Origin of the sequence: Kribbella sp. NPDC051770, assembly GCF_040681455.1 — a bacterium.
GTDB lineage: Bacteria > Actinomycetota > Actinomycetes > Propionibacteriales > Kribbellaceae > Kribbella.
The window spans coordinates 1,141,575-1,166,447 of record NZ_JBFAYT010000001.1 but is presented as its reverse complement, the minus strand read 5'-3'; the positions used below and the strand labels follow the sequence as shown (position 1 = coordinate 1,166,447).

Sequence of the window (24,873 nt, the reverse complement as noted above, 5' to 3'; positions counted from 1 at the left end):
TACCTAGCACTATAGGGTCAGACGGGAGCCCGCGGTCAAGGCCCCGGCGGGTTACTTGATCGCGTCGTAGCGGCGCAGCGACTCCTGCCGGGCCTCGGCGTGGTCGACGATCGGCTCCGGGTAGCCGAGGTCGTCGTCCAGCAGCCACGGCTCGTGCACGGCCTTGCCCTGGACCTCGGCCAGCTCGGGGATCCAGCGCCGCACGTAGCTGCCGTCGGGGTCGAACTTCTTGCCCTGGGTGGTCGGGTTGAAGATCCGGAAGTACGGCGACGCGTCCGCGCCGCAGCCCGCGACCCACTGCCAGTTCAGGCTGTTCGACGCCAGGTCGCCGTCGCGCAGCCGGCGCATGAACCAGCGCGCGCCGTACTTCCAGTGGATGTGCAGGTCCTTGACCAGGAACGACGCGACGACCATCCGGACCCGGTTGTGCATGAAGCCGCTCTCGGCGAGCTGGCGCATCCCGGCGTCGACGATCGGGTAGCCGGTCCGGCCCTCGCACCAGGCGGTGAAGTCGTCGCCGGGTTCGTCGTAGGCCATCTTCTCGAACTCCGGACGCAGCGGCTTCCAGGCCGCTTCCGGGTTGCGCGCGAGCAGGTCGGCGCAGAACTCGCGCCAGGCCAGCTCGCGCCGGTACGCCTCGGCGCCCTTGCTGCGCAGGCGGGCCAGGTCGGCGAGCATGGTCCGCGGGTGGATCTCGCCGTACTTCAGCGGCACCGACATCCGCGACGTGCTGTCCAGGTCGGGGCGGTCGCGCTCGTCGTCGTACGCCGCGACGGTCTCCAGCCAGTCCTGCCAGTGCTCGCGGGCCGCGGCCTCGCCGGCGTCCTCGACGTCCGCGGCCTCGGGCAGCGCGTCGCTGCGCTTGCCGATCCACTCCACCTTGCCGGGCGCGTCGGCCGGCTGCCGCCAGCCGTGGTCGAGCCAGGCCCGGAAGTACGGCGTGAACACCTGGTACGACCGGCCCGACCCGTTCAGCACCCGACCCGGCGCCACGGCGTACGGCGAACCGGTGGCGACCAGCGGGCAGTCGAGCGCCTTCTCGACCGCTTCGTCGCGGCGGCCGCCGTACGGGCCGAAGTCGGCGGCGACGTGGACGCTCTCGACCCCGAGCTCGGTGGCCAGCTCCGGAACGACTGTCGCCGGGTCGCCGCGACGGACGACGAGCTTGCCGTCCATCGCGTCCCGCAGCCGCTTCAGCGAGCTGATCAGATGGTCGCGGCGTGGGTCGCCGGCGGCGTCCCACAGCGCGGGGTCGAGCACGAACAGGCCGCAGACCTGGCCGTCCCCCGCGGCCACAGCGTCGAGCAGGGCCGGGTTGTCCGCCAGCCGGAGATCACGTCGGAACCACATCAGAGCGCTCATCGCTGCCAGTCTTGCGGATGAACAACTTTTCAAGTGCGCTTGAACGATCAACGACCGGATCGGTCCGCCGATTCGGTGCGGCTTGCCTGCATGGGCGAGAATGGTTGTCGTGAGCGAGCTGATCGATACCACCGAGATGTACCTGCGGACCATCTACGAACTGGAAGAAGAGGGCATCCTGCCCCTGCGCGCGCGGATTGCCGAGCGGCTGCACCAGTCCGGCCCGACGGTCAGCCAGACGGTGGCCCGGATGGAGCGCGACGGGCTGGTCACGGTCGAGGGCGACCGGCACCTGGAGCTCACCGACGTCGGCCGGATGCAGGCCACCCGGGTGATGCGCAAGCACCGGCTGGCCGAGCGGCTGCTGGTCGACGTGATCGGCCTGGAGTGGGAGGACGTGCACGCCGAGGCCTGCCGCTGGGAGCACGTGATGAGCGATGCCGTCGAGCTCCGGCTGATGCAGATCCTCGACAACCCGACCGAGTCGCCGTACGGCAACCCGATCCCGGGCCTGGAGGAGCTGCAGAAGGAGAGCCAGGCGACGCCGATCGGCGAGTTCCGCGACGGGGTCGAGCCGCTCGACAAGGTGCTCGACCAGGCCACCGGGAGCACCGTCCGGGTGCTGGTCCGGCGGATCGCCGAGCCGGTGCAGACCGACGACTTCGCGATGTCGGTGCTCCGCAAGGCCGGCGCGCTGCCCGGCCGCGAGGTCGACTCGATGCTCGACGCCGAGGGCGTCCTGGTCGGCAGCCGCGACGCCGGCGGCGTGATCAGCGACGAGACGGCCGGCCACATCTTCGTGTCCCTGGTCTGAATCAGTTCCGCGTCAAGAAAGTGGCCACTGCCTGCGCTCGATGATGTACGGGCAGTGGCCACGGGGTAACGTCTGTCCGCGATGTCAGAGAACCAGATCGACTGGCCCGGGTACCTGCGGGAGTTCCACTCCGCGACCCCGGGCAGTACCGAAGCCCTGCTGTCCCGGGCGGTAGCGGGCGACCACACGCCGTACCGCTGGCTCGTCCGTGCCGTCTCCGGCGAGGCCAAGCGGGTGCTCGACCTCGCGTGTGGCAACGGTCCGGTCGCGCGAGAGCTGTACGGGCGCTGGGTGGTCGGTGTCGACAGCAACGCTGTCCAGCTCGACGGCGCTCCCGGGCCGAAGGTGCAGGCCGATGCGCTGCACCTGCCTTTCGCGAACGAGGCGTTCGACGTCGTCACGTGCTCGATGGGCCTGATGGTGCTGCAGCCGCTGCCCGACGTACTGGCTGAGGCGGCGCGGGTGCTGCGGCGCGGAGGAGTGCTCGCGGCAACGATCCCGGCCGTCCGGCCGCTGCGGCGCGGTGATCTGCGGACGCTGACGGGACTCACCACGCGGCTGCGCTCGCGGCCGCAGTTCCCGGCCGGTGGGGAGATCACCGGGCTGAAGGAGCAGCTGCGCGAGGCCGGCTTCATCGTGATGGAGAGCCAGCGCGAGCGGTACGCGTACACGGTCCGCAGCATCGACGACGCGCGGCGGATGGTCGGCGCGCTCTACCTGCCCGGTACGTCGGCCAAACGGCGCGAGCACGCCGCCGCCTGGCTCGCCCAGCGCGCCCATGACCGCGACGGTCTCGAGGTGGCGATCCCGATCCGCCGGATCACCGCGATGCGCACGAAGCTCGCACTGAACTGACGACGGCCGGCACTCTCGCAGCCTCGGTGGCGAGACCGGGGTCGCGGCGACCGGCGCAGTAGGTACCGTTCTGCTGTGCCTGCTCTGATCTGGTCCGTTCGCTCGGTCGACCGCGCGCTCGGTGGCGAGTCGGTCTACCGGGAGCTGTTCGCTGCCGAGCCGGTGGCGTTCTGGCTCGACGGCAGCCTCACCGACCGGTCGCAGCGGCGGATCTCCGTGCTCGGGACGAGTACCGGCCCGGACGCCGAGGTGATCGTCGGCGACGCGGCCGACGGCGACGCCTTCGCCGAGCTCCAGGAGCGCCTCGCGGCCCGGCGTACGGACGGACCGCCTGAGCTCGCCGACCTCTTCAACGGCGGGTACGTCGGCTACTTCGGCTACGAGCTCAAGGCCCTGACCGGCGGCGCCGCCGTCCACGAAGCCGCGACTCCGGACGCGCTGTGGATCTGGGCCAACCGCTTCGTCGTCATCGACCACGACCGCGACCGCTCGTACCTGGTCGCCGTGCACGCCCCCGGCGACCCCGACGCCGCCCGCTGGCTCGACACGGCCGCGGAGACGACCGCCTCCTGGTGGATGGGCTGGGTCGACCCACCCGCCGTCTCGCTGCTCGACGTCGAGCAGCACCTCGAGCAGGACCGTACGACGTACCTGGCCGGGATCGACGCCTGCATGCGCGCGCTCGAGGCCGGTGACACCTACGAGGTCTGCCTGACCAACCGCGTTCGCCTGCCACCGGTCCCGGAACCGCTCGACTTCTACCTCTGGCAGCGCGCGAGCAACCCGGCGCCCTACTCGGCCTTCCTCCGGTACGGCGACCTCGCGATCGCCAGCTCGTCACCGGAACGCTTCCTGGCCGTCGACCGCGACGGCTGGGCCGAGTGCCGGCCGATCAAGGGCACCGCGCCGCGGTCGGCCGACCCGGCGCAGGACAAGCTGGTCGCGAAGGAACTGGCCGAGGACGAGAAGACCCGCGCCGAGAACCTGATGATCGTCGACCTGATCCGCAACGACCTCGGCCGGGTCAGCGAACCCGGCAGCGTCCAGGTCCCGCAGCTGATGGTTGTCGAGAGCTACCAAACCGTGCACCAGCTGGTCACCACGGTCCGCGGCAAGCTGCGCGCCGGGGTCGACGCGGTCGCCGCGGCGAAGGCCTGCTTCCCGCCGGGATCGATGACCGGGGCGCCGAAGATCCGCACGATGGAGATCCTCGACGGGCTCGAGTCGAGCGCGCGGGGCGTGTACTCCGGTGCGCTCGGCTACCTGACCGTGGACGGCCGGGCCGACCTGAGCGTGGTGATCCGGACCGCCGTCCTGACCCCGCACGAGACGGTGATCGGCGCCGGGGGAGCGATCGTGCTCGACTCGGACCCGGTCGCCGAGTACGACGAGATGGTGCTGAAAGCCGCCGCAACGCTGGGAAGGTCGGGATGAACGCCGTACTGGTCGCCGATTCGTTTCTCGTCGACACCGGGAAGGTCCGCGGGCTGGATCGGCACCGCGAGCGGTTCGCCGGGTCGTGCGCCGTCGCGGGGGAGCCGGAGGCCGCGACGTACTTCTCCGACCAGGTCGGCCGCTTCCCCGGCTTCGGCCGGTGGTTCCCGCGCTTCGAGCTGAACCAGTCGGGCCTGTCCGTCCAGTTGCGCCCGGCTCCTCCGCAGGGCGGCCGGATCCGGGTCGCCGTCCACAGCGGGCCCGACCCGCGCACGCAGCCCCGCGTGAAGGGACCCGACCTGGAGGCCCTGGGCGCCCTGAAAGCCGAGGCGGCCGCCGACTGCGGCGCGGACGAGATCCTGCTGATGGACCACGAAGGCATCGCCGTCGAGGCGGCGTACTCGGCGCTGGCCTGGTGGGAGGGCGACGTGCTGCACTTCCCGCAGTCGGGCCGCGCTTTCCTTCCCTCGGTGACCGCTGCCCTGCTGCGCGAGCTGGCCGAGACCCGCGGGGTCGAGGTCGTCGAGTCCGCCCGCCGCCCGGAGGAGCTCGCCGAGGTCGACGAGCTCTGGCTCCTGAACGCGCTGCACGGCATCCGCCCGGTGCACGCCTGGCACGACGGCCCGATCGACCCGCTCCCCGCCTCGGCTGCCGACGACTGGCAGCGAGCCCTCACCGCCCTGGCCTGCCCGATCTGACCGCTTCCAAAAAGTGATATCACTATGCTACCTTCGGGACATCTGATCTCGGAGGGAGTACGACGATGGCTGATGTCGACGTGATGGTGGAGATGCCGAAGCCGAAGGTGACCGAGCGGTCGGCGGGGGACCTGAACGGGTGGCCGTTCCTGGGTGGCTCGCTGGCGCTGGTGATCGCGGCGGTGGTGCTGCTGATCGTGGGAGTCGCGCAGGAGCAGGTCGCGCTGGCGGTGCTCGCGGCGGTGCTGTTCCTGGCCGGGGCGATCCTGGCGGTGGGTCTGACGCCGGTGTCGCCGGGCCGGGCCCGGGTGCTGCAGATCCTCGGCCGGTACGCCGGGACGATCCGCACCGACGGGCTGCGCTGGGTGAACCCGATCTCGGTCCGGGCGCCGGTCTCGACCCGGATCCGGAACCACGACACGGCGGTGGCCAAGGTCAACGACGCCGACGGCAACCCGATCGAGATCGCCGCGGTGGTGGTCTGGCAGGTCGAGGACACCGCGCAGGCGATGTTCGAGGTGGACGACTTCGTCGAGTTCGTCGCGATCCAGACCGAGACCGCGGTCCGGCACATCGCCAACTCCTACCCGTACGACGTGCACACCGACGAGGGCGGGATGTCGCTGCGGGACAGCACCGACGAGATCACCGAGACGCTGTCGGCCGAGATCGCGGCCCGGGTGCAGGCGGCCGGCGTGCACGTGATCGAGTCCCGGATCACCCACCTGGCCTACGCGCCGGAGATCGCCCAGGCGATGCTGCGCCGCCAGCAGGCCGGCGCGGTGGTGGCGGCCCGGCAGCGGATCGTCGAGGGCGCGGTCGGCATGGTCGAGCTGGCGCTGGACCGGCTGTCCGAGCACAACGTGGTGGACCTGGACGAGGAGCGCAAGGCGACCATGGTCAGCAACCTGCTGGTGGTGCTCTGCGGTGACCGGGACGCCCAGCCCGTGGTGAACACCGGCACCCTGTACCAGTAGCCCGATGCCGACCGAACGCAAGAAGATCCTGCTCCGGCTGGATCCTGTGGTGCACGACGCGCTGGCTCGCTGGGCCTCCGACGAGCTGCGCAGCACCAACGCCCAGATCGAGTTCCTGCTCCGGCGTGCCCTGGCCGACGCCGGCCGGCTGCCCGGGGAGGTCGGCAAGATGCGCGGCCCGGGCCGCCCTCGCAAGGAGGAGTCATGAACGCCCGTCTCGAACGCCAGCCCAAGAAGGTTGCCTCTGGCTACAAGTTGCCGGACGGTCTGCCCGAGCGGCTCTACCTGCTCGCCCTCGATCCCATGACCGGCAAACTCTCCAACCGGTCCCGGCTCGGTCTGATGCTCCGCGCGGCCGCGCTGACCGAGCTCCAGCTGGACGGGAAGCTGTCCGACCAGGACGACCGGGTCGTTGCCGTCGGCACCCAGATCCCGGCCCGGTCCCCGCTCGGCGAGCAGGTCTTCGCCGAGGTCGAGGCCGGCGGCCGCAAGCGCTGGAAGTACTGGGTCGAGCGGCACGCCCGCACCGCCGTACCGGCGGTCCGGGACGAGCTCGAGCGGACCCGCCTGATCAGGGTCGAGCACTACCGCCGCCTGCTGGTCTTCCCGGCCGAGCGGATCACTCTGCGCCAACCGCTGGTACGCCGCCAGCTGCTGCAGGCCGCGACCGACACGCTCCGGCCGGCCCGGCTGGTCACTCGGGTCGATCTGCGGGACGCGGCGCTCGTCGTACTGGCCTCGGCGGGAGAGCTGAAGCCGGTGCTGTCGAAGGAGCAGCGCAAGCAGTACAAGGACCGGATCGCGCAGCTGACGATCCGGGTCGGTCCGGTCGGGCCGGCGCTGCGCAAGGCGGTCCAGCAGCAGAACGCGGCGGCCAACTCCGCGGGGTAGGTGGCGGGTCCGGGGTTGACGGAAGGGGGTTCGTCGGTGCTACGGTTCATTAGTCAAGTAATGAACCTACGAACCGCGATACCCTGACGACCCACGAAACGGAGGGGAACCGAGCATGTTCGACGACCGCAGCCCGATCTACCTCCAGATCGCGGACCAGATCAAGAACGACATCGTCACGGGTGCCCTCGCCGAGGACGAGCAGGTCATGTCGACCAACCAGTACGCCGCCTTCTACCGGATCAACCCCGCCACCGCGGCCAAGGGCTTCGCCCAGCTGGTCGACGAGGGCGTGCTCTACAAGCGGCGCGGGATCGGGATGTTCGTCAGCCCGAACGCCCGCGACCTGCTCCGCGGTGGCCGCCGGGAGGCGTTCTTCTCCGACGTCGTCGACCCGATGATCGCCGAGGCGAAGGCGATCGGCGTCCCGCTGACCGAGATCGTCCAGCACATCCAGAAGGAGGAGCAGTGAACGCCCTGGAAGTGCGGACCGAGAACCTCACCGTCCGGTTCGGCGGCGTCCCCGCCGTCGACGGCCTCGACCTCCGGCTCGCGCCGGGCAAGATCCACGGCCTGCTCGGCCGGAACGGGTCCGGCAAGAGCACGCTCGCCGCGCTGCTGGCCGGGTTCCGCCGGCCCGACGAGGGCCGGGTGCTGCTCAGTGGCGGCGACCTCGGCGACGCGCGTACGCCGTACGAGGACGCCGTTGTGACGAGCCGGGTCTGCCTGATCCGCGAGTCCGGCGACGTGTCCGACCAGGTGCCGGTCAAGCGGGTCCTGGACTTCGCCGCGACGCTGCGCCCGTACTGGGACGCCGAGCTGGCCGGCGAGCTGCTCGACAAGTTCGAGGTGCCGACCAACAAGAAGGCGCAGAAGCTGTCCCGGGGCAAGCGCTCGGCGCTCGGCGTCGTGCTCGGGCTGGCCAGCCGCGCGCCGCTGACGATCTTCGACGAGACCTACCTGGGCATGGACGTTCCGTCCCGGGAGCTGTTCTACGACGTCCTGCTCGCCGACTACGCCGAGGTGCCGCGCACGATCCTGCTGTCCACGCACCTGGTCAGCGAGGTGAGCGCGCTGCTCGAGGAGGTCGTCATCCTGGACAACGGCCGGCTCGTCACCCAGGCTCCGGTCGACACGCTCCGCGGCCGCGGTGCCTCGCTGGTCGGACCGGCGGCCGCGGTCGACGAGCTGACCGCGGGTCTCGCCGTAGTGGCCGAGCAGCGGCTCGGCGGGACGAAGTCGGTCACCGTGCTCGGTGATCTCGACGACGCCCTGCTGGCCAAGGCGCGGTCGGCCGGGCTCGAGGTCGGGCCGGTCGGGCTGCAGGACCTGTTCGTCCACCTGACCGCGCCGTCGCTGTCGAAGGAGGCCGCACGATGAGCACCGCCACCCTTCCGAACAATGTGACGTCCAGCCGGCGGTTCCAGCGCGTACTGCGCGCGATCGTCGTCGGGATGAGCCAGATGCTCGGCGGCTACTGGGTCGTGATGATCGTCGGGTTCCTGCTCGTCGGCATCGTGATCCAGATGTTCAGCAACGGCAACGACCACTCGATCTGGGACTACGGCACCCAGTCGCCGAAGTACTTCTCGCTCGCGATCGGCATCACCGTCGGGCCGGCGTTCTTCACGCTGATGATCTCGCTCGGCATCACCCGGCGGATGTTCTCGCTGGCGGCGAGCACCTTCCTGGTCGGAGCGGCGGCGAGCACCGCGCTGCTGTGGGTGCTGGTCTACCAGGTCGAGCACGTCATCTACGCCTCCCAGGGCTGGACGCAGGCCCTGGCCAACCCGCACCTGTTCACCAAGACGTCGCAGGCCGGACTGATCTTCACCGAGTTCTTCCTGCTCGTCCTCTCGCACGAAGTGGCCGGCTGGCTGGTCGGCATCAGCTTCCTGCGCTTCGGTGCCTGGAAGGGCCTGCTGATGCTGCCGGTGACGTTGCTGCCGGCCGCCGCGGCGGAGTTCCTGCTGGTCGCGCAGTGGCTCGCCGAGGCGATCGCCACCACCGGGTACCACCGTCCACCGCTGGCCCTCGCGGTCCCGGGCGTGCTGGTGGTCAGCGCCCTCGGGCTGTACTTCGGCTACCTGATGATCCGCCCGCTCGGCGTCCGGCCGACCAAGGGCTGATCCCTCCACCCCTTCGTTCTTTTCCCACTCCTGCACGAGAGAAGGCTTCGCCATGCCCGAAAACTCCGGCGACGACCTGGTGGTCGTCCGCAACCTGCGCAAGACCTACGGCGCGACCGTCGCCGTCGACGACGTCTCGCTGAGCGTCCGTACCGGTGAGATCTTCGGCATCCTCGGCCCGAACGGCGCCGGCAAGACCACGACGGTCGAGTCGATCGCCGGGCTGCGCACCCCCGACGGCGGCACCGTGACGGTGGCCGGTCTGGACCCGCGCACACATCGCGGCCAGATCACGTCGCTGGTCGGCGTACAGCTGCAGTCGAGCGAGCTGCCCGACAAGATCAAGGCTCGGGAGGCGCTCGAGCTGTACGCGTCGTTCTACCCGGCGCCGCGCAAGCCCGCCGAGCTGCTGGACGAGCTCGGGCTGACCAAGGTGCAGAACACCGCGTTCGGCAAGCTGTCCGGTGGCCAGAAGCAGCGGTTGTCGATCGCGCTGGCGCTGATCGGCAACCCGAAGGTCGCGATCCTCGACGAGCTCACCACCGGGCTCGACCCGCAGGCGCGGCGCGACACCTGGGGGCTGGTCCGCAAGATCCGCGACAGCGGCGTGACGATCATCCTGGTCACCCACTTCATGGAGGAGGCCGAGCACCTCTGCGACCGGATCGCCATCATCGACGGCGGCCGCGTGGTCGCGCTGGACACCCCGGCCGGGCTGGTCGACGCGGCCCGGTCCGAGCAGCGGATCAGCTTCCGGCTGGCCGCGCCGCTCACCGACCACGCCGTACTGGCCGAGCTGCCCGCGGTCCGGACGGTGACCACCGAGCACGACCGGATCGTTGTCACCGGCAACGACGACGTGCTGGTCGCGGTGGTCACCGAGCTGGCCGCCCGCGGCCTCGCCCCGCTCGACCTGCACACCGAGCAGACCACCCTGGACGACGCCTTCCTGCTGCTGGCCGGCCGGAACTTCGAAGGAGCGAACCGATGAGCCAGACCCTGACCCTGACCAAGATCGAGACCAAGCTGTTCGTCCGCGAACCGGCCACCCTGTTCTTCGTCTTCCTGCTGCCGCTGGCGCTGCTGACGATCTTCTCGCTGGTCGGCGACGACTCGGCACCGAGCGACGGCATCCCGGTCAGCTTCCTGCCCACGATGGCGATCGGGATCGGAATCGGACTGCTCGGTTTCGCAACGCTGCCGATGGTCCTGGCCGGCTACCGCGAGAAGGGCGTGCTGCGGCGGATGTCGACGACGCCGGTCAAGCCGGCCAAGATGTTGGTCGCGCAGCTGCTGCTGCACCTGGTCGCCGCGCTGCTGGTGATCGTGCTGATCCTCGGAGCCGGCGCGATCTTCTTCGACGCCGCGCTGCCCAGCGCGCCGCTGCCCTTCGTGGTCGCCGCGCTGCTCTACTCGGCCGCTCAGTTGAGCATCGGACTGTTGATCGCCGGACTGGTTCCGACCGCGAAGGCGGCCAGCATCGTCGGCAACCTGCTGCTCTTCCCGAGCATGTTCTTCGCCGGCGTCTGGACGCCGGGCGACCTGATGCCGGAGTCGATCCGCTGGCTGCGTGACGTGACGCCGATGGGTGCTGGGATGACCAGCATGCAGGACGCGTGGTCCGGCCAGTGGCCGGGAACGGTCAGCCTGGTCGCACTGATCGTCGCCGTGGTCGCGAGTGTCGCAGCGGCCGCCCGCTTCTTCCGCTGGGAGTGACTTATGCACAGGGGGTGTGCATAACCGCAACGGTTTCTGTGGACGGCCGGGCACACACTGTGGACGACACGCATGACCTTTCCGGAAAGGGTTGTGTGCCACCGGTCCCCGGCGGTAGAACAGACGACACGCTGTTCCATTCGGGACGGCGGGTCGAACGGAAACCGAGCCCCCTTGCGGTGGGGATCCCCACCGAGGTAGACCGGTGACGGGGTCTGCCGGGCGCAACGGCCTGCTTCGGGAAGCTGGAGACGTCACTGTCCCTTCAGCTGTGCTGGGCCCCTCTGACTCATACTCCGAGGGGCCCAGCTTTTTGTCAGTGCAGGGTGATCCGCAGGTTGGTGGACGAGCCGTGCGCGGCGACCCGCACCTCGGTCCCGCGACTCGTCGTCACCAGCTGGTACTTCGTGCTCTTCCCGTCGACGGACACCCTGGCGACCTTCGCGCCGGCGGGCAGGACCGCACCGACCGTGACGTCCGCGCGCACGCCGCTGGTCCTGACCGTGGTCCGGAGCTCCTTGTTTTCAAGGGTTGCCGACACGTCGACCGCACCGCGACCGACCTTGATGTTGCTGCCGGCCACCTTCTGCTGGCCGCCGGGGATCTGCGGTACGACGGCCAGCTTGCCGTGACCGAGGTCCGGATCGACCCCGAGCTGCTGGTGCACGACCGGCCACAGGACGCCGTACGCCCCCCACGCCTGGAGCGCCATCGAGCGGTCGGTGAACGGCCGGTCGATGTTCGCCGGGGCGTCCGGTGACGGCGCGATCTCCGGCATCGCTCCCGGCGTCTCCCAGACCTTCGGGTCGAGCTGGATGCGCGCGTTGCCGGTGGTGTAGACCTGCTGCTGGTTCTGGCCGAGCCGCCCGAAGTTGCCTTCCGCAACGGCCATGATCGAGGTGTTCAGCGAGAAGATCGCGCGCTCGCTCTTCACCGCCGACACGATGTTGTCGCAGGTCGCGCCCGGGTTGCCGCCGGGGTCGGCGGTCGGGCCGGTGCCGGTGTGGAACAGGCCGAACTCGCCTGTGTAGCAAGGCTTCTCGCGCTGGTCGAGGGCGATCTTGGCATGGTTGATGGAGGCGAGCGGCGCATCCAGCTGACCCGGGCGGGTGAGCATCGCTTCCATCGGCGTGACGCCGGTCCAGTGCCGCTGGAAGATCGGCTTGTTGTCGTTCGCCGGGTCCGCCGGGTCGTCGACCGAATCGGCGTACCCGAACGCCTGCTGGACCCACCACTGGGACTCGAAGCGCTTCTCCAGGTCGTCGGCCTTGGCCGTCGCCCACTGCTGCGTCGGCTTGTCGCGCTTGGAGGCGGCCAGGTCGGCGAGGTCGCGCAGGCCGCGCGCCAGGTAGACCGTGCTGTCCAGCTTCTCGGCGCCCATACCGCTGCGCTCGACGTTGGCCAGGCCTTCGAGCCAGCCGTCGTTGTCCTGGTCGAGCTCGCGGTACGCGTACTTCAGGTTGCGCACGCTGAAGTCGTACAGCTGGTCACGGAACCGGTCGTCGCCGGTCCAGCGCCACAGCAGCGCGACGATGCTCGGGAACTTGACCGTCTCGTCGGTGTTGCCCGCGCTCTGGTTCGAGCCGAAGTACACGTCACCGGTCGGCACGATCTCGTGCGCCACCTTGCCGCTGCCGTCGTTCAGCAGGTCGCTGATCTCCTGCAGGGCCTTCAGGTGCGCCTTCACGGTGTCGAACTGGCCCGCGGCGACCGCGGCGTACGACGTGTACTCGCCGTCGGTGGCGAAGATCCACGGGTAGTCCGGGAAGCCGGCGCCGAACCAGCGCGCGCTGTCGACGGTCCCGGCCGGGACCGGGTAGTCCTTGCCTTCGTTGACGTCGCGGATCTGCAGGTTGTGCGCTTCCTGGACCGAGTCGGCGAGGTTCTGCTTGCTCCACTCGACGCTCTGCTGCAGGAGCTGGTCGCCGGGGAGACTGACCTTGGACCGGCCGGCGATCCCGGCCCGGTCGTCGATCTTTGCCTTGAGCAACTTCTCCGGGTTGCTGATCGCCTTCCGGTACTCGCGCTCTGCGCTCGCCTTGCCCGCGTCGGAGCCCGCGACGGCGAACCAGACGGTGGTCTTCTGGCCCGCCTTCAGCTTCACGTCGTACGAGAGTCGCCCGCCGGTGCCCTTGCCGATCGCGGAGTCGTCACAGCGCGCCGGGGGAGTGCCGTCCATCGGGCAGACGACGGCGGGGTCCTGCGGGCCGCGGTGGTTGGCGCCGAGTGCGTGGTTGGTCGGGCGGAGCTGCGATCCGACGAGTGCGTTGTAGTCGTGCTTCGTCGCGTTCGGGATCGGTGAGGTGCCCTGATCACGGAAGCGGAGCGCGCCGCCGGCGTACGAGCCGGTGTCCTGGAGGTTGGCCTGGCCGGCGTTGGGTGTGGTCCCACCCCAGGGATAGGCCGGCATCAGCTCGGAATGAGCATCCAGATCCAGCTTGACCGTTTTGTTCGTCGTGCTGCTGAAACTCAGTCCGACCAGTGTCGCCCGGACTCCGTCCGGCACGAAGTCCGTCCGCTGGATCCCGTTCCCGTAGTCGATCCGCTGGTAGCCGTAGCCGCTGGTGTACTTGGTCGCCGGTACCTGCTTCCCGAGCCAGCTCCCGTCCACCCCGAACCAGACGCCGTCGAGCAGCTTGATGGGCTGCGACCAGAAGCCGCCCATCTCTCCGCGCGTGTGCCAGCCGGTGGCGGGGTAGAGCCCGCTCTCGTCGCCCATGGTGTAGGCCCGGTCCCCGACGACCAGCGACCGCCGATCAGAAAGCCTCGTGCTTTCAGAAAGTTCTGCGCCCCCTCCCATCAGTACGCTCTCCGCGCGCACCGCGGAGGGCGCGGAGCCGGGTGGGGCGCCGGATGCTTGCGTCGCCACCCCTGTGAGCAGGGCTGCGGCGATCAGTCCGGCGGCTGCCGTGCGGGGGCGGCGGCGGCCTGGTGGTCGGGAGGTGGTCGGGCGGGGTGTCATGACGGGTTCCTCCTTCTCGCGCGGCGGGTGCCGCGTATCAGCCGGGGGCTGAGCTGCCCCTGACGATCAGTTCGGGTTGCAGCAGGCGTTCGGCCGGGACCTCGGAGTCGGCCGGACCGGTCAGGATCGTGATGAGTTCGCTGGCGATCAGGTCGATCGGCTGCCGGACCGACGTCAGCGCGGGCGACACCACCGACGCCAGCGGCGAGTCGTCGAAACCGGTCAGCGCGACATCGGTCCCGGCGGCGAGCCCACGCCGGTTCAGCTCCCGCAGCGCGCCCAGCGCCAGTACGTCGCTCAGGGCAACGATCGCGTCGACCGGTTCCGATGCGTCGAGCAACGAAGCGGCTCCCCGCGCGCCCTCGTCGAAGGTGTCCTCGACGCAGTGCACGGCGAGCCCGTCCACCGGCAGCCCGAGCTCGACGCAGGTCTCCCGCCACCCACCGAGCCGGTCCTCCGCGAGCCCCGACGTCCGCGGCCAGCCGAGGAAGCCGATCCGGCGCCGCCCACCGTCGTACAGGTGCCGGGTCGCCATCGCGCACCCGCCGGCGCCGTCGACGTCGACGTACGGGCCGGGCTGCGTCGACTCCTTCCAGACCCGCCCGAACGACACGAACGGGATCCGCTGCTCCTTGAGCCAGCCGTGCCGCGGGTCGTGCGTCTCGGTCTGCGACAGCACGAACCCGTCGACCAGCCGCCGCGCGTGCAGGTCCTCGTACACCGACATCCCGTCCGCCCCGGCCGGTGCCGTGAACAACAGGATGTGCCGCCCGGTCGTCTCCGCCGCCGCGCACAACGCGTGCAGGAACTGGTCCATCACCAGGTGCGCCTGCCCGCCCTGCCAGCTCGGGACGCAGTACCCGATCAGCTCGACCGCGCTCGTTCGGAGGCTGCGCGCGTTACGATTGGGCCGGTAGTTGAGCAGCTCGATCGACCGCGTCACCCGCTCGAGCGTGTCCGGCCGCAGCCGGTGCGGAGCGTTCAGCGCGTTCGACACGGTCTGCACCGACACGTCGGCGTGTGCCGCCACCTGCTTGAGCGTAGCCATCGCCGCCCCCTCACCAGCCACGGGTTTGAACGTTAAAATCTCCCCGCAGTCTCACCCGCCCCAGCGGCCTTGTCAACGGCTGGCCGGCTCGTCACTCTCCGCCAACCAGGGAGTACCGCACCCTGGAACGCCCGCCCGGGCCCCGGCAGAGTCGATGCCGAGAGCAAGCAGCCGGAGGGAAGTACGAGATGTCGAGCGAGATCCTGGCCGAGTGGATCGCCGCGGCCAACGCCCATGATGCGAGCGAGTTCCTGGCCTACTTCACCGAGGACGCCGTACTCGACGACCCGTCGGTCGGCGAGGTGTACGAGGGCCGCGACCGGATCGGCGAGTACTACCAGTCGTACTTCATCGGGTACGACACCCGGACCGAGCTGGTCGGCACCGAGCAGCGCGGCGATGTGCTGCACGTCGAGGTCGCGTTCACCGGCAGCTTCCCGGGCGGGCAGACCAACGGGATCTTCGATCTCACCTTCAGCGGCCGGCAGATCCAGCACGCTCGCGCGGATCTGATCTAGCCACGGTGGACGTGGAGGACGCCCGCCTGCGCTCCGCTCACCATCGTGGCGGTCCCGCGCGCACGATCCGCTCGGCCTCCTCGGCTGAGCCCGGCCCGATCCACCGCCCCCACCACGTCGCGCCCGCCGCGGCGAACGCCTCCGGGTCGCCCCCGCTCACCTTGATGTCGAAACCGTCCCCACGCTCGGCCCGCAGCGCCGCGACATCCGACGGCAGGATCGGCAACGACGCCGTGGTAGGCCCTTTGTACGCGCACGACCCGTCCCAGCGCAGGATCCTTCGCCGTACGGCCGGTACGAGCAGATTCCCCCCGACCCACACCGGAATCCGCGGCCGCTGCACCGGCCGAGCGGCCAGCCGTACGCCGTCCAGCTGGTAATGCACGCCGTCGTGGTGCACGACTTCGCCGCTCCACAGCGCGTCGATCACCTGCAGGCTTTCGTCGAGCATCTCGGCCAGCACCCGAGAACTCACCGACGGCATGAACGGATCCTGCGGATCGCCGATCCCCGCCCCGAGAATCATCCGCCCGTCCGAGAGTTGATCGAGCGCAACAGCCTCCGCAGCAACCTTCCACGGGTGTCGCCGGGGAAGCGGAGTCACTGTCGTCCCGAGCTTCACCCGCGAGGTCGCGCAGGCCATCGCCGCCAGACAAACCCACGGATCGTACGCCGGCAGCGACGCGTCGCCCTGGTACACGAGGTAGTCCTCCAGGAACACCCCGTCCCACCCGGACTCCTCGGCAAGCCGGGCGAGATCCGCCAAACCTCGCGGATCCCGCCCGGCGCCGGCTGCCCCGAACGTCACCGAGAACTTCATCCGGCCAAGGTACTGACCACTGGGTGTCAGGAGCGCCGCGGCGGAGCTGGCAGCGGACCGCCGGCTCCGCCGCGCGGGTCGGGCGGAGTCCCTGGGCCGCGCGGCTCAGGCGGAGTGCCCGCCGTCCACCGTCACCTCGGTGCCGGTGACGAACGCCGCGGCTGGGCTCGCCAAGTACGTCACCGCCGCCGCGACCTCCTCCGGAGCCCCGTAGCGCCCCAGCGCGAGGAACCCGCGCTGCGCGTCGGCGTACGGACCGTCGGCCGGGTTCATCTCGGTGTCCGTCGGACCAGGCTGTACGACGTTCGACGTGACCCCGCGAGCCCCGAGATCGCGCGCCAGCCCCTTGTTCATCCCGACCAGCGCCGACTTGCTCAGCGCGTACAGCGACATCCCCGGCCCGGCGTTCCGCTCCCCGACGCAGCTCCCGATGTGGATCAACCGACCCCCGTCGGCAACCCGCCGAGCAGCCGCCTGCGCCGCGACGTACGCCCCGCGCACGTTGACCGCGATCACCCGGTCGATCTCCTCCAGTGCGACCTCCCCGATCATCCCGCTCGTACCGACTCCCGCGTTGTTGACGAACACGTCGAGCCCGCCGAGCGCGTCGGCCGCGCGTGCCACCGTCTCCTCGACCGCCGCCGCGTCGGCCAGATCGGCCTGGAACGCGAAGCCCCGCCGCCCGGTCGCCTCGATCTGCTTCACCACGGTCGCGGCCTCGTCGCCCGCCTCCCGGTAGGTGATCGCCACATCGGCGCCGGCCTCGGCCAGGGCGACCGCGGTGGCGGCGCCGATCCCGCGGCTGCCGCCGGTCACCAGGGCCCGCTTGCCGGTCAGGTCGTTCATGCGAAAGTCCTTCCATCGTGGTTCGGTTACGACCTCCACTTCACCGTCCGGCCCCGGTCCAGGGCTGGCGAGGAAACGGCACCAGGACCTGACGTCGCAAAACCGCCGAACCTCGATGGCGCAAAACCGCTAGAAACTGTCGGCGCCGGCCGCGATGCTGGTCTGCGTGTACGAGTGTGTCGAGCGGTGCGTGCGAGCGGTCCAGTCCAAGGACGCGCGGTTCGACGGCTGGTTCTTCACCGCGGTGCTGACCACCAAGATCTACTGCCGTCCGAGCTGCCCGGTGGTCCCGCCGAAGGTGGAGAACATGCGCTTCTACCCGAGCGCCGCCGCGGCCCAGCAGGCCGGCTTCCGCGCCTGCAAGCGCTGCCGCCCGGACGCGAGCCCGGGCTCCCCGGAGTGGAACGACCGCGCCGACCTGGTCGCTCGCGCGATGCGGCTGATCAGCGACGGAGTCGTCGACCGCGACGGCGTACCGGGTCTCGCGACCCAGCTCGGGTACAGCGTCCGCCAGGTGCAGCGCCAGCTCCAGGCCGAGCTCGGCGCCGGCCCGCTGGCGCTGGCCAGGGCGCAGCGCGCGCAGACCGCGCGGATGCTGATCGAGACCAGCGACCTGCAGATGGCCGACGTCGCGTTCGCGTCCGGCTTCTCCAGCGTGCGCACGTTCAACGAGACCGTCCAGGAGGTCTTCGCGCTGTCGCCGAGCGAGCTGCGCGGCCGGGCCAAGCGCGGCGCGCACCCGGCCGCTCCGGGCACGATCTCGCTGCGGCTGCCGTTCCGCGCGCCGCTCACGCCGGACAACCTGTTCGGCCACCTGATCGCCACCGGCGTACCGGGGGTGGAGGAGTGGTACGACGGCGCCTACCGCCGCACGCTCCGGCTCCCGCACGGGCACGGCGTCGTCGCGCTGCGCCCGATGCCCGACCACATCGCCTGCCAGCTGTCGCTGACCGACCAGCGCGACCTCGCGATCGCGATCAGCCGCTGCCGCCGGATGCTCGACCTGGACGCCGACCCGGTCGCCGTCGACGAGCTGCTCGCCGAGGACCCGGTGCTGGCGCCGCTGATCGCGAAGGCGCCGGGGCGGCGGGTGCCGCGGACGGTCGACGGGAACGAGTTCGCGGTTCGGGCTGTGCTCGGGCAGCAGGTGTCGACGGCCGCCGCGCGGACGCACGCGGGGCGCCTCGTGCAGGCGTACGGCGTACCGGTCGAGGATCCGGCTGGTGGGCTGACGCATCTGTTCCCGACGATGGACGCGCTGGCCGGGCTCGACCCGGAGCAGCTGGCGTTCCCGAAGTCCCGGCGTACGACGCTGACGACGCTGGTCGCGACCCTGGCGGCCGGCGAGATCGACCTCGGCGCGGGCAGCGACTGGGACCGGGCCCGCGCGCAGCTCGCCGAGCTGCCCGGGATCGGCCCGTGGACGGTGGAGTCGATCGCGATGCGCGCGCTCGGCGACCCGGACGCGTTCGTGGCCAGCGATCTCGGCATCCGGTACGCCGCCCGCGACCTCGGGTTGCCCGAGGCCCCCAAACCGCTGACCGAGCACGCCCGGGCCTGGCGGCCGTGGCGCGCGTACGCCGTGCAGTACCTGTGGGCGACCGGCGACCACGCCATCAACACGATCCCGACGGAGTGAGATGACCGAGCTTTCGACCGAACGCCTGCTGCTGCGGGGCTGGACCGACGCCGACAAGGAACCGTTCGCGGCGCTGAACGCGGACCCGGCGGTGATGGAGCACTTCCCGGCCACGATGGCGCCCGAGGACAGCTACGCGATGGTCGACCGGATGACCCGGCAGATGGACGAGTGGGGCTTCGGCCTGTGGGCCGCGGAGGTCCGCGAGACCGGCCGGTTCATCGGCTTCATCGGCCTGTCCCGGCCGAGCTTCGACGCCCACTTCATGCCCGCCGTCGAGATCGGCTGGCGCCTCTCGAAAGATGCCTGGGGCAACGGCTACGCCACCGAGGGCGCCCGCGCCGCCCTCGCCCACGGCTTCGGCTCCGCGGGCCTGGACGAGATCGTCTCCTTCACCGCCACCACCAACCTCCCGTCCCAGCGCGTCATGCAACGCATCGGCATGACCCACGACGAACCCGGCGACTTCGACCACCCCCGCCTCCCGGACGGCCACCGCCTCCAGCGCCACGTCCTCTACCGCATCGGCCGCCCCTGATGCCGTACGCCGTACTCGACAGCCCGATCGGCCACCTCACCCTCGTCGGCTCCGCCGCCGGCGAGCTGGTCGGCCTCTACATGGAACAGCACCGCCACCAGCCACCGGTGGAAACCTTCGGCACCCGCGACGACACGATCCTCCCGTCCGTGGCTGAGCAGCTCACCGAGTACTTCACCGGCACCCGCACCACCTTCGACGTCCCCCTCGCCCCGGCCGGAACCCCTTTCCAGCAAGAGGTCTGGACCGCCCTCCTCGACATCCCCTACGGCCAAACCACAACGTACGGCGAACTGGCCCTGACCCTGGGCAAACCCTTGGCCGCCTCCCGAGCCGTAGGCCTGGCCAACGGCAAGAACCCGATCAGCATCATCGTCCCCTGCCACCGAGTCATCGGCTCCTCCGGCAGCCTCACCGGCTACGGCGGCGGCCTCCCCCGCAAACAACAACTCCTCGACCTCGAACGCGGCGACGCCCTCTTCTGAAGAAAGTGCTCAGTGGGTGAGCACTTATCTGGGTGAGAGTGAGGGCATGGAGAACGCGGCGGAGGTTTCGGACGAGGTTGCTGTGCGGCTTGCTGGGGTCGGGGAGTGGCGGGCTTGGCTGGAAGCGCACGGGGAGGTTGAGCGGGCGGTCTGGCTGGTGGTGGGGCGTGGGGGCGGCGGTGTGGTGGATTACCTCGCGGCGGTTGAGCAGGCGTTGTGTTTCGGGTGGGTGGACAGCAAGACCGTGCGGCGGGACGCGGTGACGACGTACCAGTGCTTCACGCCGCGGAGCGTGCGGAGTACGTGGAGCAAGGTGAACCGGGAGCGGGTCGCGCGGCTGGCGGCGGAGGGGTTGATGGCGCCGGCGGGGATGGCGGTGGTGGAGCGGGCCAAGGCGAGCGGGGTTTGGGATGTGCTGGCGGAGGCGCAGGAGTTGATCGTGCCGGGGGATCTGCGGCGGGAGCTCGACGGGAACGCTGAGGCAGACAAGCATTTCCGGGCGTTTCCGCCGTCGTCGCGGCGGTTGATCCTGGAGTGGGTCGCGCTCGCGAAGCGGCCGGAGACGCGGGCGCGGCGGATTCGGGAGACCGTCGAGCTGGCTGAGATCGGGCGGCGGGCGAATCACCGGACGCCCACCACCCACTAACCTCCTCGCGAGCGCCCCGATCGGCCGGTGCTGAGCGTGGGCGACGGTCGCGGCGGAGGGTTAGTGGGTGGTGGGTGTTCAGCTTCCCGTGTTCGCCGGGTCGTCCAGGCGCTCCTCCGCGGGCCCACCCGCGGGGAGCGCCGCCGCGGGCGGCTTCCGCAGCCCTGACAGCTTCTTCGCCACCGGCTCCGTGTACCGCGCCGCGATCGGCCCGAGGATCACCAAAATCAGCACGTACGCCGTCGCCAGCGGCCCCAACCGCGGCTCGACACCAACCGCCAGCCCCGCGATCACGATCGAGAACTCACCCCGCGCGACCAACGTCCCACCGGCCCGCCATCGTCCCGCGGGCTTGATCCCCGCGCGCCGCGCGGCGTACCAGCCGGTGAGGATCTTCGTCAGCCCGGTGAACACCGCCAGCGCCAGCGCGACGCCGATCACCGGCGGGATGTCGCGCGGGTCCGTGCTCAGCCCGAAGAACACGAAGAACACGGCCGCGAACAGATCCCGCAGCGGGCTCAGCAGGTTCCGCGCGCCGTGCGCGACCTCGCCCGACAGCGCGATGCCGACCAGGAACGCGCCGACCGCCGCCGAGACCTGCAGCTTCGCCGCGATCCCCGCGACGAGCAGCGTCAGACCCAGTACGACGAGCAGCAGCATCTCCGGGTTGTCCGAGGAGACCGCGCGGCTGATCATCCGCCCGTACCGCAGCGCGACGAACAGCACGATGCTCACCGTGCCGAGCGAGATCAGCAGCGTGATGCTGCCGCCGGCCAGGCCGACGCCGGCCAGCAGCGCGGTCAGGATCGGCAGGTAGACCGCCATCGACAGGTCCTCGAGGACGAGGATCCCGAGGATCACGGGCGTCTCGCGGTTACCCAACCGACCGAGATCCCCGACGACCTTCGCGATCACCCCCGACGACGAGATCCAGGTGACCCCGGCCAGCGCGACCGCCGCGACCGGACCCCAGCCGAGCATCAGCGCGACCGCCGCACCGGGCAGCGCGTTCAGGACGAAGTCGACGACGCCGGACAAGTACTGCGTCTTCAGCGTGCTGACCAGATCGGCCGCCGTGTACTCCAGGCCGAGCAGCAAGAGCAGCAGGATCACGCCGATCTCGGCGCCGGTGGCAACGAACTCCTCGCTGGCGTCGAGCGGCAGCAGCCCGCCGTGACCGAAGGCCAGCCCGGCCAGCAGGTAGAGCGGGATCGGCGAGAAGCCGAACCGGCCGGCGATCCGGCCGAGGATGCCGAGGGCGAGGATCACCGCGCCCAGCTCGATCAGCAGCATCGTCATGTCGTGCACGTCAGCCTCCCGAGATCAGGTCGGCGACGGCGTCCACACCTTCACGGGTGCCGACCACGACCAGCGTGTCGCCGACGGTGAACCGGAAGTCCGGCGTCGGCGACGGCGTCGCGCCGGTGCGCCGCAGCACCGCGACGATCGAGGCACCGGTCCGGGTCCGGGCCTGGGTGTCACCGAGCGTCCGGCCCGAGTACGGCGACCGCCCGGTGATCGGGATCTGCTCGGTGACCAGGTCGATCTCGAGGTCGTTGCGCAGCGGGTCGATCGGCGTCGGGACCAGCAGCTGGGCCAGCGCGCCGGCCTCGGCCGGGTCCAGCGGGACCGAGTTCGTGCAGTTGTCGTCGTCGTCGGGGTCGTGGAAGCCCAGGAACCGCCGGCCGTCCTCGTGGACGACGATCGACACGTGCTTGCCGCCCCCGGTGACGAGGTCGTAGCGGGTGCCGATCCCGGGCAGTGTGGTCCGGGTCGGGTGGGCGTGGTCCATCAGCTAGTCCTTCGGCTCGAAAACAGCAATCAGTTGCAACAACCATTCTTTCGCATCCGGTGTTCCGTCGCTGTGATCTGTGCTGCAATCAGGTGCAGTGCAACTGGTTGCATAGGTACGCTGCTCGTCCTGGAGGTGGTCGTGGTGGCGCTGGAGCACGCGTTGCTGGTCTCGCTCAGCGAGCGGGAGGGATCGGGGTACGAGCTGGCCCGCCGGTTCGACAAGTCGATCGGGTTCTTCTGGGCGGCCACGCACCAGCAGATCTACCGGGTGCTGAAGCGGATGGAAGAGGCCGGCTGGGTCACCCACACCGACGTCGCCCAGGACGGGCGGCCGGACAAGAAGGTCTACCGGGTCGCTGCCCCGGGCAGCGACGAGCTGGCCCGCTGGCTGGCCGAGCCGGTCGAGCCGACGATGCTGCGCGACGAGCTCGGCGTGAAACTGCGCGGCGCGTCGCTGGGCGACGTGACCGCCGTACGGCGTGAGGTCGCGCGGCACCGCGACGAGCACGCCGCGCGGCTGGCGGCGTACCAGGCGATCGAACGCCGCGACTTCCCGAAGCCGTCGAAGCTGGCGGGGCGGGAACTGCACCAGTACCTCGTGCTGCGCGGTGGGGTGCGCGCCGAGCAGTCGTTCACCGACTGGTGCGACGAGGTCCTGGAAGCCCTGCGAGAGGAAGGCCCCCGATGAGCTACCCACACCTTCTGGAACCTCTCGAGGTCGGTCAGGTCACGCTGCCGAACCGGGTGATCATGGGCTCGATGCACACCGGGCTCGAGGACCGGGCCCGCGACCTGCCGAAGCTCGCCGCGTACTTCGCCGAGCGCGCCCGCGGCGGCGCCGGCCTGATCGTCACCGGCGGCTACGCGCCGAACCGGACCGGTTGGCTGACCCCGTTCGGCTCGCGGCTGACGTCCCGCCGCCAGGCGCGCAAGCATCGCGTGGTGACCGACGCCGTGCACGCCGAGGGCGGGCGGATCGCGCTCCAGATCCTGCACGCCGGGCGGTACGCGTACCACCCGTTCAGCGTCTCGGCGTCGGGTTTGAAGGCGCCGATCAACCCGTTCAAACCGCGCGCGCTGAGCGATCGCGGCGTCGAGCGACAGATCAGCGCGTACGTGCGCTGCGCGGCGCTCGCGCAGGAGGCCGGGTACGACGGCGTCGAGATCATGGGCTCCGAGGGGTACTTCATCAACCAGTTCCTCGCCGAGCGCACCAACCGGCGTACGGACCGGTGGGGCGGTACGCCGGAGAACCGCCGCCGGCTCGCCGTCGAGATCGTCCGCCGGACCCGCGAGCGGGTCGGCCCTGCGTTCCTGATCGTCTTCCGGCTGTCGATGGCCGATCTCGTCGAGGGCGGGCAGACCTGGGACGAGGTGGTGGCCCTGGGCAAGGAGATCGAAGCGGCCGGCGCGTCGATCATCAACACCGGCATCGGTTGGCACGAGGCGCGCGTCCCGACCATCGTCACGTCGGTGCCGCGTGCCGCGTTCACCTCCGTCACCGCCGCCTTCCGGCCGCACGTCACGATCCCGGTCGTCACGTCGAACCGGATCAACCTGCCGCAGGTCGCCGAGGAGGTCCTGGCCCGCGGCGACGCCGACCTGGTCAGCCTGGCCCGTCCGTTCCTGGCCGACCCCGACTGGGTGCTCAAGGCAACGGAATCGCGCGCCGACGAGATCAACGTCTGCATCGCCTGCAACCAGGCCTGCCTCGACCACGTCTTCGCGAAGAAGCCGGCCAGCTGCATGGTCAACCCGCGCGCCGCCCGCGAGACCGAACTGGTGCTGCTGCCGACCCGGCGTACGAAGAAGGTCGCGGTGGTCGGCGCCGGCCCCGCGGGCCTGTCGGCGGCCGTCACCGCGGCTGAGCGCGGCCACAGCGTCGAGCTCTTCGAGGCCGACGCCGAGATCGGCGGCCAGTTCGGCATCGCCCGGCAGATCCCGGGCAAGGAGGAGTTCGCCGAAACGATCCGCTACTACCGCCGCCGCTTGGACCTCACCGGCGTCAAACTCCACCTCAACCACCGAGCCACCGCGGACGACCTCGCGGGCTTCGACGAGATCGTCCTGGCCACCGGTGTCACCCCGCGTATCCCCACGATCCCCGGCATCGACCACCCCAAGGTCATCACGTACGCCGACCTGATCCGCGGCAAGCGTCCCGCCGGCCAGTCGGTAGCCGTCATCGGCGCCGGCGGCATCGGCGTCGACGTCACGGAGTACTTGACCACCCCGCACTCACCCACCCTCGACCTCGCCGCCTGGCGCGCCGAGTGGGGCGTCGGCGACCCGGTCGAGGACCGCGCCGGCCTGATCACCCCCACACCCGAGGCCTCCGAGCGTGAGGTCTACCTGCTCCAGCGCAAGCCCAGCAAGATCGGCACCGGCCTCGGCAAGACCACCGGCTGGGTCCACCGAGCCGCGCTGAAGAACAAGCAGATCACCCAACTGCGCGCCGTCAACTACGAGCGCATCGACGACGCCGGGCTGCACATCACCTTCGGCAAGAACCACGAGAACCCCCGCACGCTGTCCGTCGACACCATCGTCCTCTGCGCCGGCCAGGAGTCCGTGAACGACCTCGCAGCACTCGCCCACCCGTCGATCCACACCATCGGCGGCGCCGACGTGGCCGCCGAGCTGGACGCAAAACGCGCAATAGAACAAGGCACTCGGCTGGCTGCCAGACTGTGAGCTTGTG

At 70.5% G+C, this 24,873-nt stretch carries 26 protein-coding genes; 19 read left to right on the top strand and 7 right to left on the bottom strand.

The features are described from left to right. Positions 1-51: 51 nt before the first annotated feature. The gene (locus AB0M01_RS05630) at positions 52-1,362 is read right to left on the bottom strand and encodes a deoxyribodipyrimidine photo-lyase (RefSeq protein WP_363665771.1); all 1,311 of its coding nucleotides are present in this window, start codon (positions 1,360-1,362) and stop codon (positions 52-54) included. A gap of 109 nt (positions 1,363-1,471) precedes the next feature. Here AB0M01_RS05630 and AB0M01_RS05625 point away from each other — a divergent pair, with 109 nt between their 5' ends. From AB0M01_RS05625 to AB0M01_RS05570, 12 genes are all read left to right on the top strand, one after another. Further along, on the top strand, positions 1,472-2,176 hold the full coding sequence (locus AB0M01_RS05625; RefSeq protein ID WP_363665769.1) for a metal-dependent transcriptional regulator: 705 nt from the start codon (positions 1,472-1,474) through the stop codon (positions 2,174-2,176). 81 nt (positions 2,177-2,257) lie between these two features. Beyond that, complete coding sequence (locus AB0M01_RS05620; RefSeq protein ID WP_363665767.1) at positions 2,258-3,031, top strand: methyltransferase domain-containing protein; 774 nt, start codon at positions 2,258-2,260, stop codon at positions 3,029-3,031. Between the two features lie 75 nt (positions 3,032-3,106). Next, positions 3,107-4,465, top strand: coding sequence for an aminodeoxychorismate synthase component I (pabB, locus tag AB0M01_RS05615; RefSeq protein WP_363665764.1), 1,359 nt, complete (start codon positions 3,107-3,109; stop codon positions 4,463-4,465). Next, the gene (locus AB0M01_RS05610) at positions 4,462-5,163 is read left to right on the top strand and encodes an aminotransferase class IV (RefSeq protein ID WP_363665763.1); all 702 of its coding nucleotides are present in this window, start codon (positions 4,462-4,464) and stop codon (positions 5,161-5,163) included. The genes pabB and AB0M01_RS05610 overlap by 4 nt, the downstream gene beginning before the upstream one ends. A gap of 65 nt (positions 5,164-5,228) precedes the next feature. Further along, complete coding sequence (locus AB0M01_RS05605; protein ID WP_363665761.1) at positions 5,229-6,140, top strand: SPFH domain-containing protein; 912 nt, start codon at positions 5,229-5,231, stop codon at positions 6,138-6,140. A 4-nt stretch (positions 6,141-6,144) separates the two neighbouring features. Beyond that, on the top strand, positions 6,145-6,348 hold the full coding sequence (locus AB0M01_RS05600) for a hypothetical protein (protein ID WP_363665759.1): 204 nt from the start codon (positions 6,145-6,147) through the stop codon (positions 6,346-6,348). Further along, complete coding sequence (locus tag AB0M01_RS05595; RefSeq protein WP_363665757.1) at positions 6,345-7,031, top strand: GPP34 family phosphoprotein; 687 nt, start codon at positions 6,345-6,347, stop codon at positions 7,029-7,031. Before AB0M01_RS05600 ends, AB0M01_RS05595 begins: the two co-directional genes overlap by 4 nt. A gap of 115 nt (positions 7,032-7,146) precedes the next feature. Next, the gene (locus AB0M01_RS05590; protein ID WP_363665755.1) at positions 7,147-7,503 is read left to right on the top strand and encodes a GntR family transcriptional regulator; all 357 of its coding nucleotides are present in this window, start codon (positions 7,147-7,149) and stop codon (positions 7,501-7,503) included. After that, positions 7,500-8,411 (top strand): ABC transporter ATP-binding protein, encoded by a 912-nt coding sequence (locus AB0M01_RS05585; RefSeq protein WP_363665754.1) that lies wholly within the window; start codon positions 7,500-7,502, stop codon positions 8,409-8,411. The genes AB0M01_RS05590 and AB0M01_RS05585 overlap by 4 nt, the downstream gene beginning before the upstream one ends. After that, entirely contained in the window at positions 8,408-9,160 is a 753-nt protein-coding gene (locus AB0M01_RS05580; protein WP_363665753.1) for a hypothetical protein, read from the top strand. Before AB0M01_RS05585 ends, AB0M01_RS05580 begins: the two co-directional genes overlap by 4 nt. Positions 9,161-9,212: 52 nt before the next feature. Next, entirely contained in the window at positions 9,213-10,151 is a 939-nt protein-coding gene (locus AB0M01_RS05575) for an ABC transporter ATP-binding protein (protein WP_363665752.1), read from the top strand. Further along, complete coding sequence (locus AB0M01_RS05570) at positions 10,148-10,876, top strand: ABC transporter permease (RefSeq protein WP_363665751.1); 729 nt, start codon at positions 10,148-10,150, stop codon at positions 10,874-10,876. The genes AB0M01_RS05575 and AB0M01_RS05570 overlap by 4 nt, the downstream gene beginning before the upstream one ends. Before the next feature lie 316 nt (positions 10,877-11,192). On the opposite strand, the gene AB0M01_RS05565 is transcribed toward AB0M01_RS05570, so the two are convergent. Both AB0M01_RS05565 and AB0M01_RS05560 read right to left on the bottom strand, forming a co-directional pair. Further along, on the bottom strand, positions 11,193-13,595 hold the full coding sequence (locus AB0M01_RS05565) for a glycogen debranching protein (protein ID WP_363665750.1): 2,403 nt from the start codon (positions 13,593-13,595) through the stop codon (positions 11,193-11,195). Positions 13,596-13,875: 280 nt separating this feature from the next. After that, entirely contained in the window at positions 13,876-14,886 is a 1,011-nt protein-coding gene (locus AB0M01_RS05560; RefSeq protein ID WP_363665749.1) for a LacI family DNA-binding transcriptional regulator, read from the bottom strand. Between the two features lie 188 nt (positions 14,887-15,074). On the opposite strand from AB0M01_RS05560, the gene AB0M01_RS05555 reads away from it, so the two are divergent. Continuing rightward, complete coding sequence (locus AB0M01_RS05555) at positions 15,075-15,404, top strand: nuclear transport factor 2 family protein (protein WP_363665748.1); 330 nt, start codon at positions 15,075-15,077, stop codon at positions 15,402-15,404. A 37-nt stretch (positions 15,405-15,441) separates the two neighbouring features. Here AB0M01_RS05555 and AB0M01_RS05550 read toward each other — a convergent pair whose 3' ends face one another. Together AB0M01_RS05550 and AB0M01_RS05545 are read right to left on the bottom strand one after the other, a co-directional pair. Next, positions 15,442-16,224, bottom strand: a complete 783-nt coding sequence (locus tag AB0M01_RS05550) for an LLM class flavin-dependent oxidoreductase (protein WP_363665746.1) — start codon at positions 16,222-16,224, stop codon at positions 15,442-15,444. 105 nt (positions 16,225-16,329) lie between these two features. Further along, complete coding sequence (locus tag AB0M01_RS05545; protein WP_363665744.1) at positions 16,330-17,070, bottom strand: SDR family oxidoreductase; 741 nt, start codon at positions 17,068-17,070, stop codon at positions 16,330-16,332. A gap of 190 nt (positions 17,071-17,260) precedes the next feature. On the opposite strand from AB0M01_RS05545, the gene AB0M01_RS05540 reads away from it, so the two are divergent. Genes AB0M01_RS05540 through AB0M01_RS05525 form a run of 4 tightly spaced genes read left to right on the top strand, consistent with a single transcriptional unit; the run spans position 17,261 to position 20,378 of the window. Continuing rightward, on the top strand, positions 17,261-18,709 hold the full coding sequence (locus tag AB0M01_RS05540; RefSeq protein ID WP_363665743.1) for an AlkA N-terminal domain-containing protein: 1,449 nt from the start codon (positions 17,261-17,263) through the stop codon (positions 18,707-18,709). Position 18,710: 1 nt separating this feature from the next. Further along, positions 18,711-19,247: a GNAT family N-acetyltransferase gene (locus AB0M01_RS05535; protein WP_363665741.1), complete on the top strand. Its 537-nt coding sequence runs from the start codon at positions 18,711-18,713 to the stop codon at positions 19,245-19,247. Next, the gene (locus AB0M01_RS05530) at positions 19,247-19,732 is read left to right on the top strand and encodes a methylated-DNA--[protein]-cysteine S-methyltransferase (RefSeq protein WP_363665739.1); all 486 of its coding nucleotides are present in this window, start codon (positions 19,247-19,249) and stop codon (positions 19,730-19,732) included. Before AB0M01_RS05535 ends, AB0M01_RS05530 begins: the two co-directional genes overlap by 1 nt. A 16-nt stretch (positions 19,733-19,748) precedes the next feature. After that, positions 19,749-20,378 carry a YdeI/OmpD-associated family protein gene (locus AB0M01_RS05525; protein ID WP_363665737.1) on the top strand — a complete coding sequence of 210 codons (630 nt, stop codon included), beginning with the start codon at positions 19,749-19,751 and terminating at the stop codon, positions 20,376-20,378. A 78-nt stretch (positions 20,379-20,456) separates the two neighbouring features. On the opposite strand, the gene AB0M01_RS05520 is transcribed toward AB0M01_RS05525, so the two are convergent. Beyond that, positions 20,457-21,677: a cation:proton antiporter gene (locus tag AB0M01_RS05520; RefSeq protein WP_363665735.1), complete on the bottom strand. Its 1,221-nt coding sequence runs from the start codon at positions 21,675-21,677 to the stop codon at positions 20,457-20,459. A gap of 10 nt (positions 21,678-21,687) precedes the next feature. Next, a complete protein-coding gene (locus AB0M01_RS05515) occupies positions 21,688-22,170 on the bottom strand; it encodes a TrkA C-terminal domain-containing protein (RefSeq protein ID WP_363665733.1) in 483 nt (160 codons plus the stop codon). Between the two features lie 144 nt (positions 22,171-22,314). Here AB0M01_RS05515 and AB0M01_RS05510 point away from each other — a divergent pair, with 144 nt between their 5' ends. After that, positions 22,315-22,860 (top strand): PadR family transcriptional regulator, encoded by a 546-nt coding sequence (locus AB0M01_RS05510; RefSeq protein ID WP_363665731.1) that lies wholly within the window; start codon positions 22,315-22,317, stop codon positions 22,858-22,860. Further along, on the top strand, positions 22,857-24,866 hold the full coding sequence (locus tag AB0M01_RS05505) for an NADPH-dependent 2,4-dienoyl-CoA reductase (RefSeq protein ID WP_363665729.1): 2,010 nt from the start codon (positions 22,857-22,859) through the stop codon (positions 24,864-24,866). The genes AB0M01_RS05510 and AB0M01_RS05505 overlap by 4 nt, the downstream gene beginning before the upstream one ends. Positions 24,867-24,873: the final 7 nt, after the last annotated feature.

What these genes read in the sequence shown, in the direction of transcription:
- AB0M01_RS05555 (WP_363665748.1), top strand. Translation starts at nt 15,075, where the DNA reads ATGTCGAGCGAGATCCTGGCCGAGTGGATCGCCGCGGCCAACGCCCAT.
- AB0M01_RS05535 (WP_363665741.1), top strand. Translation starts at nt 18,711, where the DNA reads ATGACCGAGCTTTCGACCGAACGCCTGCTGCTGCGGGGCTGGACCGAC.
- AB0M01_RS05610 (WP_363665763.1), top strand. Translation starts at nt 4,462, where the DNA reads ATGAACGCCGTACTGGTCGCCGATTCGTTTCTCGTCGACACCGGGAAG.
- AB0M01_RS05580 (WP_363665753.1), top strand. Translation starts at nt 8,408, where the DNA reads ATGAGCACCGCCACCCTTCCGAACAATGTGACGTCCAGCCGGCGGTTC.
- AB0M01_RS05575 (WP_363665752.1), top strand. Translation starts at nt 9,213, where the DNA reads ATGCCCGAAAACTCCGGCGACGACCTGGTGGTCGTCCGCAACCTGCGC.
- AB0M01_RS05590 (WP_363665755.1), top strand. Translation starts at nt 7,147, where the DNA reads ATGTTCGACGACCGCAGCCCGATCTACCTCCAGATCGCGGACCAGATC.
- AB0M01_RS05530 (WP_363665739.1), top strand. Translation starts at nt 19,247, where the DNA reads ATGCCGTACGCCGTACTCGACAGCCCGATCGGCCACCTCACCCTCGTC.
- AB0M01_RS05550 (WP_363665746.1), bottom strand. Translation starts at nt 16,224, where the DNA reads ATGAAGTTCTCGGTGACGTTCGGGGCAGCCGGCGCCGGGCGGGATCCG.
- AB0M01_RS05595 (WP_363665757.1), top strand. Translation starts at nt 6,345, where the DNA reads ATGAACGCCCGTCTCGAACGCCAGCCCAAGAAGGTTGCCTCTGGCTAC.
- AB0M01_RS05520 (WP_363665735.1), bottom strand. Translation starts at nt 21,677, where the DNA reads ATGACGATGCTGCTGATCGAGCTGGGCGCGGTGATCCTCGCCCTCGGC.
- AB0M01_RS05600 (WP_363665759.1), top strand. Translation starts at nt 6,145, where the DNA reads ATGCCGACCGAACGCAAGAAGATCCTGCTCCGGCTGGATCCTGTGGTG.
- AB0M01_RS05515 (WP_363665733.1), bottom strand. Translation starts at nt 22,170, where the DNA reads ATGGACCACGCCCACCCGACCCGGACCACACTGCCCGGGATCGGCACC.
- AB0M01_RS05545 (WP_363665744.1), bottom strand. Translation starts at nt 17,070, where the DNA reads ATGAACGACCTGACCGGCAAGCGGGCCCTGGTGACCGGCGGCAGCCGC.
- AB0M01_RS05605 (WP_363665761.1), top strand. Translation starts at nt 5,229, where the DNA reads ATGGCTGATGTCGACGTGATGGTGGAGATGCCGAAGCCGAAGGTGACC.
- AB0M01_RS05570 (WP_363665751.1), top strand. Translation starts at nt 10,148, where the DNA reads ATGAGCCAGACCCTGACCCTGACCAAGATCGAGACCAAGCTGTTCGTC.
- AB0M01_RS05560 (WP_363665749.1), bottom strand. Translation starts at nt 14,886, where the DNA reads ATGGCTACGCTCAAGCAGGTGGCGGCACACGCCGACGTGTCGGTGCAG.
- AB0M01_RS05620 (WP_363665767.1), top strand. Translation starts at nt 2,258, where the DNA reads ATGTCAGAGAACCAGATCGACTGGCCCGGGTACCTGCGGGAGTTCCAC.
- AB0M01_RS05630 (WP_363665771.1), bottom strand. Translation starts at nt 1,362, where the DNA reads ATGAGCGCTCTGATGTGGTTCCGACGTGATCTCCGGCTGGCGGACAAC.
- AB0M01_RS05505 (WP_363665729.1), top strand. Translation starts at nt 22,857, where the DNA reads ATGAGCTACCCACACCTTCTGGAACCTCTCGAGGTCGGTCAGGTCACG.
- AB0M01_RS05565 (WP_363665750.1), bottom strand. Translation starts at nt 13,595, where the DNA reads ATGGGCGACGAGAGCGGGCTCTACCCCGCCACCGGCTGGCACACGCGC.